Origin of the sequence: Bacillus thuringiensis (assembly GCF_001455345.1) — a bacterium.
Taxonomy (GTDB): domain Bacteria; phylum Bacillota; class Bacilli; order Bacillales; family Bacillaceae_G; genus Bacillus_A; species Bacillus_A thuringiensis_N.
The window spans coordinates 5,232,219-5,247,299 of sequence record NZ_CP013274.1; the positions used below are offsets into that span (position 1 = coordinate 5,232,219).

A 15,081-nucleotide genomic window follows, 5' to 3' on the forward strand; every position below is an offset into this window, starting at 1 on the left:
CAGAGTTTTCATTATATCACCTGAGGGGGCTTTCATAATGACATTAAATAAAGCACTTACTATCGCTGGTTCTGACACAAGTGGCGGTGCTGGTATACAAGCAGATTTAAAAACATTCCAAGAACTTGGTGTATACGGAATGACATCTCTTACGACAATCGTAACGATGGATCCACATAACGGTTGGGCACATAACGTATTCCCAATCCCAGCTTCTACATTAAAACCACAGTTAGAAACGACAATTGAGGGTGTTGGAGTAGATGCTTTAAAAACAGGTATGCTTGGATCAGTAGAAATTATTGAAATGGTTGCAGAAACAATCGAAAAACATAATTTCAAAAATGTAGTAGTTGACCCTGTTATGGTATGTAAAGGTGCTGATGAAGCATTACATCCTGAAACGAATGATTGCTTACGTGACGTTCTTGTTCCAAAGGCATTAGTTGTAACACCAAACTTATTTGAAGCTTACCAATTAAGTGGTGTGAAAATTAATTCTCTTGAAGACATGAAAGAAGCAGCGAAAAAAATCCACGCTTTAGGTGCGAAATATGTCCTAATTAAAGGCGGTAGCAAGCTTGGTACGGAAACTGCAATCGACGTCCTATATGATGGAGAAACATTTGATCTTTTAGAATCAGAAAAAATTGATACAACAAATACACACGGCGCAGGTTGCACATATTCTGCTGCAATTACAGCAGAACTTGCAAAAGGAAAAACTGTGAAAGAAGCGGTAAAAACTGCTAAAGAATTTATCACAGCTGCTATTCGTTATTCATTCAAGATCAACGAATACGTAGGCCCAACACATCACGGTGCATATCGTAAATTCGTTGTATCAAAAGAACTTGTCTAACTAAATGAAAACACCCACAGAGATCATATATTCCTCTCTGTGGGTGTTTTGTTTTTTATAAGCTCTTCCGGTCATCTTACCTTTAAGATGCAGAACTGACCTGATTTCTACCATTTCTTTTGGAGTAATATAACGCGTCATCAGCAGCTTGAATAAATTGCTCTGGTGACTGTTCATATACTGAAATTCCTACTGAAACTGTAATTTTTATTTTTGTTCCATTTAACAATTGGAATGAATGTTTCTCCACAGCTGTGCGAACTTGTTCCCCCATACGCATTCCATAGTTTAATCCCTTCTTCGGTATCAGAAGCGCGAACTCCTCTCCACCCTTTCGGAAGGCCAAATCTGGAAACGTTGAAACTTCTCGTAAAATACGCCCTATTTGTTTTAATACCTCATCTCCTGCAGGATGCCCATACGTATCATTTACATACTTAAAATGATCAATATCTATAAGTAGTAAACAAAATGAATCATTTTCCATGCGCTTATTACTAATATGACGATTCATCTCTAAGTCAAACTGTCTTACGTTTCCTAAACCTGTTAATGCATCTATCGTTGCATATTGCTTCATCGTTTGAAATAACTCATTGGATTGTAAAACATAATTTGCACTTATAAACGTGATATATGCCGCTATACTACTACAAACTAAATATAATGCTACTATAGATCTATCCTTAAATAAAATAGAAAGTGGCACTGCTAAAATAGATAAACTATATACATTAAACCAGATCCACCTTGTAAATATAGAAGCTTTCATCCGCCAAATAAAAATAATTCCAACGCCTATCAATACAATAGTATAACAAGCCAATTCAGAGGCTAAAGAGTAATCAGTGAAAAACAATCGAGTAACTAAAATAATAGTAACTGTTATACTACTAGCTATTGGACCTCCAATTGTAATTGCCAAAATAACAGCTAAATAGCGTAGATCTAACATAATATCCTCAATATGTACACCAAAATGCATCAACAGTACACTTAATATTCCAGTAAGAATACCTACTACACATTTCTGCCAAAAAGAGAACTCTTCTTTTAACGGCCTGTCCCTTAAAAGCTGACCTCCAATAAAAATAAAGGAAAGAATAATTGTTGTGTTTACAAATAAATCCCTTAACATAAAATAATCTCCCTACTTTTCTATCTATCCCTTTCCTTATTTTATTGTATACGAAGTTCCTATAATTCCCAAAGATTTTTATTTATTTTTTGCTGTTTCACGTGGAACAGCAAAAAATAAAAAAGGACGAAAATTCGTCCTTTTCACTAACAACAGCGCGATATCTTTCCACCCTTTGCATTAAATCTAGCTTCTTGTGCTTCTGCAAAAAACTGTTTTTGACATACAACTTCTTCTTCTGGATGATGCTTTTTCATGTGCTCTACATATGTTTCATAGCTTGGTACTCCAACAAGTAAACTAATAAAGTGTTTCCTTTGTCCCCATACTTGCCATAGTCTTTTAAGCATAGTTCCTCGACTCACTTTCATCTCTAGGGATATATGGTGCCTCTTTTAGCGGCATCGGCTTATTTCTTAATACTTGAATCCAAATTCGAATTGCAGAAATTAATACAGCGATTACAACTATCATAAAAATCCCGCAAAGTGCCGCATCAATATAATCATTGAAAATAATTTGCTTCATTTGAGCGACATTTTTAGCTGGCGCTAACACTTTCCCCTCATCTAATGCTCCTTGGAACACCTTTGCGTGGGATAAAAATCCTATTTTAGGGTTTTCATGAAATAGCTTTTGATAACCCGCCGTCATCGTTACAATAAGCAATCCGACAGTTGGAATAAGCGTCACCCAAACATATGCCTTTTTCCCCATTTTGAACAAAATCGTCGTTCCAAGTAATAATGCAATACCCGCTAACATTTGGTTCGCAATACCGAAAAGTGGCCATAATGTGTTAATTCCACCAAGCGGATCAACTACCCCTTGATATAAGAAATAACCCCATCCTAATACACATAACGTTGTAGCTATTACATTTGCTAATGTAGAATCCGTTTTCCCAAATGGCTTATATACATGCCCTAAAATATCTTGAATCATAAATCGGCCTACACGCGTTCCAGCATCAATCGTTGTTAAAATGAATAGCGCTTCAAAGAGAATCGCAAAATGATACCAAAATGCCATCATGGCCGTTCCACCTATTACTTGTGAGAAAATATATGCCATACCTATCGCTAACGTTGGCGCACCACCTGTACGTGATAAAATCGTTTGCTCTCCTACGTTTACAGCGAGATCTTTTAGTTCATTTGGTGTAATAGCAAATCCCCATGAGGAAATAACTTGAGCTGCCTGTGAGACATCTGTACCGATAAGTGCTGCGGGACTATTAATTGCAAAATAAGTTCCCGGTGTTAATACACAAGCTGCAATCATCGCCATCGCCGCTACAAATGACTCCATTAACATTGCTCCATAACCAATTGGCTGTGCGTGTCCCTCTTGCTCAATCATCTTCGGCGTCGTACCTGATGAAACGAGAGCATGGAATCCAGACACTGCACCACAAGCAATAGTAATAAATAAGAACGGGAATAAGTTTCCAGAGAACACAGGACCAGTTCCATCAATAAATTTCGAAACTGCTGGCATCTGTAGCTCTGGTGCTACAATTAAAATACCGATTGCTAATCCTACAATTGTTCCGACTTTTAAAAATGTGCTTAAATAATCACGTGGTGCTAAAAGCATCCAAACTGGTAATGCCGATGCGATAAATCCATATACAATAAGCATAATAGCAATTGTTTCGCCGCTAAATGTGAACATGCTTGCAAGCGCTGGATTTTCCGCTACATACTGCCCTCCAATAAGAGACAGTATAAGTAGAATAATTCCGATTGCTGACCCTTCACCAACCCGTCCAGGCCTAATGTAGCGCATATACACTCCCATTAAAATAGCGATAGGAATCGTTGCTGCTATTGTAAACATTCCCCAAGGGCTTCCGACAAGCGCCTTTACTACTACTAATGCTAATACTGCCAATAAAATAATCATAATGCCTAAAATACCGATCATTGCAATAAGTCCTGTAACAGGACCAATTTCATCTTTAATCATTTCTCCTAAAGATTTACCATTACGTCTCATCGAAGCAAATAAAATTACAAAATCTTGCACAGCTCCAGCGACAACTACCCCAACAATAATCCATATTGTCCCTGGTAAATATCCCATTTGTGCCGCCAAAATTGGTCCTACTAAAGGCCCAGCCCCAGCAATTGCTGCAAAATGATGCCCAAATAATACCCACTTATTTGTCGGAACATAATCTTTTCCATCATTTAATGTATGGGCTGGCGTTTGCCGATTATTATCTAAACCGAATACCTTTCTCGCTATAAATCTACTATAAAAGCGATAAGCAACTGCATACACACATACCGCAGCTACTAAGAGCCATACGGCATTAATAGTTTCACCTTGTGATAAAGCTATTACACCAAAAGCACCTGCTCCTACTGCTGCAATAACTCCCCAAAGTAAAATCGACTTCAATGTTCTCACATACAATCCCCCCAATACTATTTCTTAGTGGGATTGTACTAAATTTTCTGAATATTTAACTTGAATCCTCCCTATCATGAAGGATTTTTAGTTTATCATGTTAAAAAATTCGCATTATCTGCTATAATTCAATTTTATTTCGAAGTCGTTTCACATAATTACGACTAACTGGGATCGGTTGCTCATCATATTTATCTAAATATAGATTATATGTGCCATTATAATAAGGTTTTAGTTCTTGTACATATGACATATTAATTAAATAACTTTTATGCACGCGTAAAAAATCATATGCATTTAGCTTATTTTCCAGCTCTTGAAGTGTATATGTTGAAATATACTGATTATTTGTTGTATAAATTGAAACCGTTTTGTTTTCCTTATTTTTGCTTACATATACAATATCATCAGGGAAAACATACCTAATCCCCTCTTGACCTTCTATCGGTAGTTTTCGCAAATAACTCTTTGCTTTCTCGCCTTGCTCTTTACCCATTCTATATAAAAGGAATTGTAAATCTTCTTCGCGAAATGGGCGTAGTAAATAATAAACTGCTTGAAAACGAAATGCTGTAATGGACTCCTCTATATCTTCACCCATAAAAATAAATTTCGTATAACAATTTACTTCCCGTAATAAACTCGCATATTCAAAACCCGTTCCATCTATTAATTTGGAATTTAAAAAAACGAAATCTGGTGTATGCTTCTTCATCATAAATAATGATTCTGTTCCTGTATTTGCTTCAAAACATTCTACATTCCTTATATTTTCAGTAAATTTCTCAACTAAACTTCTTCGCTCTTCTGCTTCTTCCATGATTAGTAAAATTTTCATTTCTTCAACCACCTAATTCTTTTGTCCGTATGTCCTGTTGTATACATTCGCTTTTATAAGGAACATTCCCTTTTTCTTACTATACCATTATTTATCTAAAAAAACAGAAAAAAGGGAACCACCACGGTTCCCCCTGCCCTTTTATTCCGTTATTTGTAGGCAGTAAAAATCACTGAATGCGCAAACATGAGCCCTTAGTTTTACTGCTCTAAAACACAATTGGTACGGACCAATAATCAGATCACTCACTGATTAAAGTTTTACCTTATACCAATTCTCGTTGCTTCGTTTCTTGCCCAAGTACAATTACAGCAACTACGCCAATTAAAATTGATCCACAGAAAATCGTAAATATTAGTGATAATGAAGCCTGTGAAGCAACTAAGTATCCTACTAATAAAGGCCCAAGAATACCACCAATACGACCGAATGCTGCTGCCATCCCTGCACCTGTACCACGAATAACCGTTGGATACTGTTCAGGTGTATAAGCATATAATGCACCCCAAGCACCTAAATTAAAGAAGGATAGTAACATGCCTGCTACGATTAGTACTGTTAATGACTCTGCTACTCCAAACAAGTAAGCACTGCACGCTGTACCGATCAAATACGTAACTAAAACAAACTTACGGCCAAGACGTTCAATAAACCAAGCAGCAGTGAAATACCCTGGCAATTGAGCTAACGTCATGATAAGTACGTATTGGAAACTTTTTATTAAGCTAAATCCTTTTAATACCATTACACTAGGTAACCAAAGGAACATCCCATAATAGGAAAAGACAACAGAAAACCATAGAATCCATAACATAATTGTTGCCCTACGATATTCCCCAGACCAAACTGACTTTATATTTTCGATAACAGATGGTCTTTTTTCAACCTTTTGGAATCTCGGCGAATCTGGTAAATTCCATCTTAAATATAAAGCATATAGTGCCGGAACCGCACTCAATACCATCGCCACTTCCCAACCATATTTCGGGATAACAAAATACGAGATAAGAGCTGCAATTAGCCATCCACCTGCCCAAAAACTTTCTAATAGCACAACTATTCTGCCACGTTCATGTGCTTCAACGCTCTCTGATACTAATGTAGAAGCAACTGGAAGTTCTCCACCAAGCCCCATACCAATTAAAAATCGTAAAACAAGGAACATCGCAAGCGTCGTCGTTAAAGCAGTTAAACCACTACCGATAGAAAATAGTAATAATGTAATAATAAAGACTGATTTCCGTCCTATTTTATCTGATAGTATTCCAAAAACGAGCGCCCCGACTGCCATACCAATTGAATTAATGCTGCCTATCCAGCCCATTTCTTGCGTACTTAATCCCCAATCTTTTTGCAACGCTACCATTACAAATGAAAGCATTCCAACATCCATTGCATCAAATAACCATCCAAGCCCTGCTATACCAAGTAGCTTTCGCTTTGAAATTTCTTTCACCTTGCCCACAAGAAGTCCTCCTTACACAGCTGTCTTTACACATCATTTTACATGTGTGAATTGTATAAGTAAAATACTTTGTAAAAAATTCTCCTTCATCATTCCCAAAAAGTAAAATACATATCCCACTATTTGAGGGCTGTAAGAACACTACCTCAAAATTCAGCTGGAGCAAAGAAGTTAGACTGAAAGTATACTGTCATGAAACGCCCGATTAGTGGAGGGCACCAATCAGTATTAGATAAACAAAACCTCAATTTATCAAAAATGGCCAAATAAAAAAGTAGCGATATTCCGCTACTTTTTCAAACGCATGATTTCTTTTAAAAATTCCGCTAATACTAACTGACGACGCCAGCGCGTTGGATTACTACACAATCTATAAAACCACTCTAAATGGATTGCTTGAATCCATTTTGGTGCACGTTTTACCTCACCAGCCCATACGTCTAAACTTCCACCTACTCCAACAGCCATTTTCGTTTCTAAACGATGCTTATTAGTTTGGATAAAGTTCTCTTGTCTTGGGAAACCAAGTGCGACAAGTAATAGATCTGGTTTTGCTTCTTGAATACGAGAAACGATATTCTCTTCTTCTTCTTGTTTAAAATATCCATCTTGTATGCCTACAATAGATACAGCTGAATACGTCTTCGTTAAATGATCTGCCGCAGCTTGTACAACATGCGGTTTTGCACCAAGTAAGAAAACAGATACCGGTTTATTCTCTTCTGATAGCTTCGCAAATAAATTACACATTAAATCAAAACCTGCTACACGTTCCTTTAAAGGTGTACCTAGCATACCACTTGCTTTTACAACTCCAATACCATCAGGTGTAATTAAATCTGTATTTAATAATGTTTTATGGAATGTTTCATCCTTTTTTGCACACATAACAATTTCAGGATTCGCTGTTACTACCTGAAAAGTATGTGTTCGCTCCAATTCTAGTTGGCCCTTCAAATATTGGATTGTTTCATCCATTGTCATTGTAGAAAAAGGAACACCTAGAATATCAACCGTTTTTACTTCCATGATTAACTATCCTCTCTATTTCAGTAAAAGTTTTTTATATGCATTATAAGTATCTTCATACAAATTCTTTAGCGAGAAATGAGTAGATGCGTGATTATATAAACGATTTCCCATCGCTTCTAATTCACCATTCAACCATTTTTCGTAAGCATTTTCTAATGCGTTTGCTAACGAATCCGCATCACCAATCGGTACAATCCATCCATACGTATCATCAACTATTAACTTTCTCATATCACCTACATTTGTTGCAATAGACGTTAAGCGTTGATTAGCCGCTTCTAATAAAACGAGAGGGAAACTTTCGCTATAAGAGGTTAACAAATTAATGTGTGCAGATGCATATAATTCTTTTGAATCTGTACGAAAACCTAGAAAAATCACCTTATCCTCTAAGCCTTTTTGTTTCACCATCTCTTTTAATTCTGCTTCTATAGGGCCATCACCAAGCAGAAGCACCTTTATATTTGGAATTTCAATTTTTTGTAACGCTTCAAATAAAATATCATGACCTTTAACAGGATGAAGACGCGCTACTTGAATAGCTGTAAATACTCCTTCATCGATGCCAAATTCACTCTTATCATAAGGTTTTACTGGATTACTATCATACTCAATTCCATTATAAACCGTACAAATCTTTTCTTCTGGTACACCTAGTTTTATTATGTTTCTCTTAAAGTTCTCCGTAATTGCAAAGAACAAATCTACCTTCCTGAAAGAACGTAAATTTAACTTCGTAAATACCCATCCTTTTAATCCCCTCTTCATAAAATCCAAAGTTGGATCACTGTGGACAGTCATTATCCATTTCGCTTTTATACCTTTTTTCAAGAGGGAGAGATAGAAATTTGCTCGTGCGCCATGTGTATGCACAATGTCAAATTGATTTTCATTAATAAATGCTTTTATTTTTGAAAGAATTGATAGGTCGTACCGAGATGATTGGGTAAAAACATGCACTTGAATGCCAAGGTTTCTCGCCTCTCTAGCAATCGCACCTTCTTCAAATACCATTAATTCCACTTCTTCCTTTGAAAATTGAGATAAAAGTGAAATAATATGTGTTTTCCCCCCACCTTCTTCTGCACCAGCATTCATATGCAACACTTTCATTTCTTACATCCCCCATTTTTTTCTTTTTATTTACTATAACAAAATAAAAGCTAACATATGCTAGCTTTTATTTTTCTATCATTCAATTTCCAGGTCAACTATTAAATATGCCATGATTACTACTAAGTAGAAACTCACTCCAGGTGCAATTAAGATATGACCAGCCATGAATGAAATACCTAATCCGAGAAGTATCGCTGCAATCACCATTGCATATTTCACAGTGAATATTTGTTTAAATTTAGTAAATATACATGCAATAAATTTAATACCAAAGTATAAAAATGGAATTACAAGTAAAATGAACCCTATGATTCCGAAAGAATAGAACCAATCGTGGAAGTCACGTTCAATTAACTTCGGCTGTTCTTTATAGTTACCAGCGTAACCCATTCCTAATAATTTTTGAGACATTGGAGCTTCATTATAGAAATCTTTATACATCTGTTCAAATAATTGACGCCCACTAAAAATAAGAGCTTGCGTTTCTTCTTTTTTCTCAGCTACTTTTTCTTTTTCTTTCTCTTTTTCCTTTTCTTTCTCTGTCACAGGAGGTTTATGCTCTTTAGCTTCCTCCTTCTTTTTCTCTTCCTTTTTCACACTCTGTTCTTGTTCAATCAATTGGAAATGGAATCCCATATTTTTCATAAACGGTGAAAAAGGTGTATATGCCAATATGCCTACAAATACAGTCATTGCAAGAAAACCATTTAATAAATAGGCATGTTTCTTTCCATCTTTACGTTGTGTAAATGCTTGAATAAAGCACATAACAACTGCGATAGCCATTGATCCAAAGATCGCTCCTACGCCAACCTTTGTTCCAATTGCAAATAGTGAATAAACAACTAAAATTGAAGGAATCCAATAGTACGCTTTACCTATACTTTTTGTTTTTTCAATTGAATACAAAATAACAATTGGACACATGATGGCTAAAATAGATCCTAGCTCGTTACCTGCATAAAACCAACCGCGTGATCCTAACTTTACCCACTCATAACTATTATAATCTGTTCCAGTAGTAATCGAAGCTACCATTACTACCCCTATAATTAGTGATGCATACGTAATATAGTCACGCATTTTTGAATTTGAATGACTTTTTTCTTTTAAAGACTTAAATACAAACACATAACAAGTAAGCATAACAAAAGGATATAAAGCTTTTGCTATAAACTTAATTTCTTCTGTAAGTACCATAGGATTTTTTGTAAGCTTATTATTTACCAATCCGATAGTAAAGACTATCCCTACTAAGATTATATACAATATATATTTTATATTTCCTTGTTTCTTCGTTTGAATTAAAATATATATCCCGCTTAGGAACATAACGAATAGGCGTGTAATAACTCCAATGGTCGTATCAATTTTTAAAACCATGATACAGAACGCTGTAAGCAAATCTAAAATCGGTTGCAACAAAATAAAGATTAGTAGAAAATTTTCAAATTTATTACTTTTACTATTTTCGCTTAACATCTAGAACCTCCATAACTATTACCTAATTTCAATCTATACAGTTAATATTTTTTTCTCATCTCAAATATTTATTATAACATATATTTTTTAATTAAACGTCTCACATTTCTACCCCAACCTTACCTTACAGAAAAAGATTATTTGTATTTTCAAGCGCTTTCTTTCCTCATTTTTTCTTTTTTTCTACATGTAACGAAAATGCATTGTTATTTACATAACTTTAGTGTATATTTTTTCTCTGGAACATCTTTAGGAGGAAGGGATTACAGCAATGTTATTAATCGACATATTTACGTTTCTTGGCATTATCGCCGCTGCTATTTCCGGTACATTAGTTGGTTTAAAAAAAGATTTAGATTTATTCGGTGTCCTTTGTTTAGCTGTAGCTACTGCGCTCGGCGGCGGTATTATTCGTGATATTATGATCGGTAACCTGCCTCCTGTCGCATTTGTTAAACCCATTTACTTTTTCGTAAGCGTATTATCAGCATTATTTACTTGTATGTTTTTTGAGCGTATCAATAAACTGCAAGTCGTTATTATGCTTTCTGATGCTGTTGGCCTAGGTGTTTTTACAGCCATTGGTGCAAATGCGGCAATGTCACATCATGTTGACGCCTCATTCCTAGTTGTTTCAATGGGAGTCATTACAGGTATTGGAGGCGGTATTTTGCGTGACATTTGCGCTCAAGATATCCCTTACGTATTCCGAAAAGAGATTTACGCAATCGCTTCTATTTTAGGAGCAATTAGTTTCCTAATCACATATGCAATGGGGGCACACGTATTAGCTTTCTATGTTTGTTTATTAGTGACATTCATTATTCGTGTTGTCACTGTAATATATAATGTACATTTCCCAGTTTTCTTTAAAACACATGCTAAAATTAATAAAGGCCATTAAGAGAATTCTACATAGAATTCTCTTAATTTATATACTATTCTACACACTAACGTAGAGTAATTGTATATAAAAATATATAATTATAATAGAACCAAAAATGAAAACGCTTTATACACAGGGGGAAGAACGATGCTTGGGGTTTTTAAAAAACATACAAATAAAACAAACGCCAGTATACTTGAATTAAGTAAGGATCAACAAATCACTTTTAACGTGCCTACTAATTCTGAATTGAAAATTCAAATGGATATGCTACATATTTCAAAGGAAGATTTACAAATCGTAAAGATACTACAGCCCTTTATTTATGAAGAAATTGATTGGATTACGGAAAAATTCTATGCCAATATTACAAAACAGCCAAATTTAATTACTATTATTGAACGTTATAGTTCTATTCCAAAACTAAAGCAAACTTTAAAAACACATATAAAAGAATTATTCAGCGGAGATATGCATGAAGATTTTATTGAACAACGTGTTCGAATTGCCAAAAGGCATGTACAAATTGGCTTACATAGAAAATGGTATACTGCCGCTTATCAAGAATTATTCCGCTCTATTATGAAGATATTGCAAACAAAATTTAAAACAATTGACGATTTTTCACATTCTATAAACGTAATAAACAAATTATTTACTCTTGAACAAGAACTCGTTATTGCGGCTTATGAATCTGAATATGAAAGAATACAAAAAGAACATGAAAAAGAAAAAGAAATAACAGCTATGACCATTACGCATATTGCAACAGAACTAGCATCTGTATCTGAAAAAACGAGCGCTTCTATTCAACAGTTAACCGCTAAATCTGAAACTATTGTAGAAATTGCCAAAACAGGTACATCATTAGCTACAACATCGGAAGAAAAAGCGAATAAAGGGAAAGAGCAATTAAATCAGCAAAATAAACGAATGGAATACATTCAAACGAACATGGAAACTATCATTACAGATACTCATGAACTTCTCGATATTTCTAACAAAATTAATGAAATCATAGATATTGTAAAATCAATTGCAGAGCAAACAAATTTACTCGCACTAAATGCTGCGATTGAATCTGCTCGTGCTGGGGAATTTGGCAAGGGCTTCTCTGTTGTAGCTGGAGAAATTCGAAAGTTATCAGAGCAAACGAAAGAATCTATATTCAACGTGACAAAGCTCGTCGAAAAAACAAATGAACAAATTATTCGTGTCTCTTCTTCAGTGAAACAAATTAGCTCCCTCGTATCTGAAGGAACAGATGGTATGTCTGCAACAGATCAATACTTCCAAGAAATTGTAAAAGACATGTCTAACTCGAAAGAGCAGAATAAAAAAATTGAAAATGAGTTAGAAACCATTTCACAAGTAATGAAAGGAATTCAAGACGATTCCTCAAAAATGGCTCTAACAGCCGATAGTTTACAACTGGAACTTAACCGATAGAGTACAGATTATGTCAGTAGAGATTCTTTATCTCTGCTAACTCTTAGTCCTCATCTTCCATTCAAAAAAAGAATCCAATCTGGATTCTTTTTATTTTCTGAAGAATATTTTTTGACAGTACACATAACTCATATAAACACCAAAGCTTTGCAAAATAAACAAGGCTGGCACAATAAGATTGTAATATGCCCTATCTACTTGGAAGAGTCTTAACAATACGTATCCACTAATTAACAATAAGAACAACATATATCCTTCGTTTTGTTGTTTCTTAATAAGAAAGTGTAATAAAGCAATAGACATAAACAATGTTACCGCTACATATATAAGTTTTTCACATTTAAATAGAATAGAATGTATTCCCTCATCTGAGAATTGATTAATGACTGGCTTTAAAAGTTTAAATCTTTCTTCTTCAATCTCTTTTAGCTTTTGGTCAATACGCTCTGTTACGCTTTGATTCTTTGTCATTTCCCTCTCATTTTTACCTTTTCCAATCAAAACAGATTGAACATACGTTTCATTTGAAATCGTATATTGTGACATTCCCATTGTCTGAATTCCATAACTCACACCAAAATGGGTACTATAAAATAGAATAAGTATTCCTATCATCTTTAATAATACTTTTTGCTTCATTGCTGATTGAAAAAGTTCAACTAACAACACATATACAGCAATAAAAATAGGAAGAAATAACCCCATTGGGAAAATCATATTACTACATGCAAATAAAATTGCTGCAAGCACCCACATATAAGGATGATCTAAACCTTTATATAAAAGTATGTAACAAGCTAAATAAAATAAAAATATTGCGAGTGATTCTGATGTTAATAAAGAACTCATAAATATATTTGGAATATATAAAGCGTAAAATACAGACGCAATACGACCGCATTCTTCTCCAAAAACTATGGCTGCAATACGATAAATGAAAAATGCAGTCCCTGTGCAAAATAAAATATTAAATAACTGCAATGCGAATACTGTATCGCCAAATATACGAATAATAATTGATTCATAAATAATAAAAGGTAACTGTGCTATATTCTCTACGCTATTACCAATCGCAACCTGCTTTGCAGACTCAAACATAGCTTTCATATCACCAATTAACGGAACGTCTACAAATAAAACCATACTAAGTCTCACAACTATACATGTACTGATAAGAAAAATAAGAAATTGTTTATCTGTAAAACGATACTGTAAAATCGATGCTACCAACAACATGAGAATAACGAAAATAACCAATACAATTGTTACACTTGTTGTACTGTCTCCAAAAAATTGTTTGCTTGTTTCGAACGCAGACCAACAACTATAAACAAAAAATGCGAGCATCGCACCAATCATTATTTTACTGAAAAAAGACGAAAAATTTGTTTGTATATGATTCATATGTCCATTGCACCTCTACTTCCATTCATAACAAAACGATTCTATCATGAATAGGCACATAGCTGATAGGGAATTTCTATGACAAATACAGGGTCCTAATTTTTTCACTTGCAATGTAAGCGAATCCTCTTTTACACTACACTTTATATAAGATAACTTTTCTTTCAGTTACATGAATACAAATACAGAAGTTTTACTAACCCTCTTCTGGAATTCTTTACTTCATTAAATATCTATGGATTTTTAATATTTTTGTACTCCAATTACAATACATGTCATTCTGATTGAAAACAGAAAATAGGGGCTGACCATATGGAAAAGAAATTCATGCGAGAATCCAAAGCAATTAAAACAACACGTGTTTTTCCGAATGATTTAAATAATCATCAAACACTTTTCGGAGGAAAATTATTAGCAGAAATTGATAGTATCGCTTCAATTGCAGCTGCAAGACATAGCCGTAAACATTGTGTAACAGCATCTATCGATTCTGTTGATTTTTTAACTCCAATTCACCAAGCAGATTCTGTTTGTTATGAAGCATTCGTATGCTATACAGGAAAATCTTCAATGGAAGTGTTCGTAAAAGTAATTGCAGAGAATTTATTAGCAGGCGAGCGTAGAATAGCTGCAACATGTTTCATTACATTCGTTGCATTAAAAGATGGAAAACCTTCTTCAGTTCCACAAGTACTACCTGAAACTGAAGAAGAACACTGGCTACACACAACTGGTTCTGAGCGTGCAGAAAGTAGAAAAAAAGGGCGCGTCAAAAGCAAGGAAATGGCTGAAGTTCTAACTTTAAGTAAACCTTGGAGTATGTAGGACTTTACCATTAAAACATCTTCTGAGCGAATAACTATCATATATTCGCTCATTTTTTATAATCATTTCCACACCTTCATACAACCATTACTCCTTTTCACACATACTATGTAATATTTTTATACATATCCGTTCGCTATTCACTTTTTCTAATTGATAAAATCTC

Annotated in this window: 13 protein-coding genes and 1 pseudogene; 5 read left to right on the plus strand and 9 right to left on the minus strand. The window is 34.6% G+C overall.

Annotated features, from left to right (window positions below; translation table 11 throughout):
• The first annotated feature begins 37 nt into the window (after positions 1 to 37).
• Positions 38 to 862, plus strand: coding sequence for a pyridoxine/pyridoxal/pyridoxamine kinase (gene pdxK, locus ATN06_RS27425; RefSeq protein WP_025966828.1), 825 nt, complete (start codon positions 38 to 40; stop codon positions 860 to 862).
• Positions 863 to 944: 82 nt separating this feature from the next.
• Here the strand turns inward: pdxK and ATN06_RS27430 are convergent, their stop codons facing one another.
• The 8 genes from ATN06_RS27430 to ATN06_RS27465 form a co-directional block, all read right to left on the minus strand.
• Positions 945 to 2,000 (minus strand): GGDEF domain-containing protein, encoded by a 1,056-nt coding sequence (locus ATN06_RS27430; RefSeq protein WP_060633022.1) that lies wholly within the window; start codon positions 1,998 to 2,000, stop codon positions 945 to 947.
• A 146-nt stretch (positions 2,001 to 2,146) separates the two neighbouring features.
• Positions 2,147 to 2,350 carry a YbdD/YjiX family protein gene (locus tag ATN06_RS27435; RefSeq protein ID WP_000919886.1) on the minus strand — a complete coding sequence of 68 codons (204 nt, stop codon included), beginning with the start codon at positions 2,348 to 2,350 and terminating at the stop codon, positions 2,147 to 2,149.
• Positions 2,343 to 4,418, minus strand: a complete 2,076-nt coding sequence (cstA, locus tag ATN06_RS27440; RefSeq protein WP_060633023.1) for a carbon starvation protein CstA — start codon at positions 4,416 to 4,418, stop codon at positions 2,343 to 2,345. The genes ATN06_RS27435 and cstA overlap by 8 nt, the downstream gene beginning before the upstream one ends.
• Positions 4,419 to 4,539: 121 nt before the next feature.
• Positions 4,540 to 5,256 (minus strand): LytR/AlgR family response regulator transcription factor, encoded by a 717-nt coding sequence (locus ATN06_RS27445; RefSeq protein WP_060633024.1) that lies wholly within the window; start codon positions 5,254 to 5,256, stop codon positions 4,540 to 4,542.
• Positions 5,257 to 5,521: 265 nt separating this feature from the next.
• Positions 5,522 to 6,721, minus strand: coding sequence for an MFS transporter (locus ATN06_RS27450; protein WP_060633025.1), 1,200 nt, complete (start codon positions 6,719 to 6,721; stop codon positions 5,522 to 5,524).
• 288 nt (positions 6,722 to 7,009) lie between these two features.
• A complete protein-coding gene (locus ATN06_RS27455) occupies positions 7,010 to 7,750 on the minus strand; it encodes a WecB/TagA/CpsF family glycosyltransferase (RefSeq protein ID WP_060633026.1) in 741 nt (246 codons plus the stop codon).
• A gap of 15 nt (positions 7,751 to 7,765) precedes the next feature.
• Positions 7,766 to 8,866: a glycosyltransferase family 4 protein gene (locus tag ATN06_RS27460; RefSeq protein ID WP_060633027.1), complete on the minus strand. Its 1,101-nt coding sequence runs from the start codon at positions 8,864 to 8,866 to the stop codon at positions 7,766 to 7,768.
• A 78-nt stretch (positions 8,867 to 8,944) separates the two neighbouring features.
• The gene (locus ATN06_RS27465) at positions 8,945 to 10,351 is read right to left on the minus strand and encodes an O-antigen ligase family protein (protein WP_060633028.1); all 1,407 of its coding nucleotides are present in this window, start codon (positions 10,349 to 10,351) and stop codon (positions 8,945 to 8,947) included.
• A gap of 271 nt (positions 10,352 to 10,622) precedes the next feature.
• Here ATN06_RS27465 and ATN06_RS27470 point away from each other — a divergent pair, with 271 nt between their 5' ends.
• From ATN06_RS27470 to ATN06_RS29860, 3 genes and pseudogenes are all read left to right on the plus strand, one after another.
• Entirely contained in the window at positions 10,623 to 11,255 is a 633-nt protein-coding gene (locus ATN06_RS27470) for a trimeric intracellular cation channel family protein (protein ID WP_000924376.1), read from the plus strand.
• Between the two features lie 249 nt (positions 11,256 to 11,504).
• Positions 11,505 to 11,882 (plus strand): annotated as a pseudogene (locus tag ATN06_RS29855) (protoglobin family protein); the annotation flags it as partial.
• Positions 11,880 to 12,686, plus strand: a complete 807-nt coding sequence (locus tag ATN06_RS29860) for a methyl-accepting chemotaxis protein (RefSeq protein WP_420480585.1) — start codon at positions 11,880 to 11,882, stop codon at positions 12,684 to 12,686. The pseudogene ATN06_RS29855 and the gene ATN06_RS29860, both read left to right, overlap by 3 nt.
• Before the next feature lie 90 nt (positions 12,687 to 12,776).
• On the opposite strand, the gene ATN06_RS27480 is transcribed toward ATN06_RS29860, so the two are convergent.
• Positions 12,777 to 14,090 carry an ArnT family glycosyltransferase gene (locus ATN06_RS27480; protein ID WP_060633030.1) on the minus strand — a complete coding sequence of 438 codons (1,314 nt, stop codon included), beginning with the start codon at positions 14,088 to 14,090 and terminating at the stop codon, positions 12,777 to 12,779.
• Between the two features lie 312 nt (positions 14,091 to 14,402).
• Between ATN06_RS27480 and ATN06_RS27485 the strand changes: the two genes are divergently transcribed.
• Positions 14,403 to 14,915, plus strand: coding sequence for an acyl-CoA thioesterase (locus ATN06_RS27485; RefSeq protein WP_060633031.1), 513 nt, complete (start codon positions 14,403 to 14,405; stop codon positions 14,913 to 14,915).
• Positions 14,916 to 15,081: the final 166 nt, after the last annotated feature.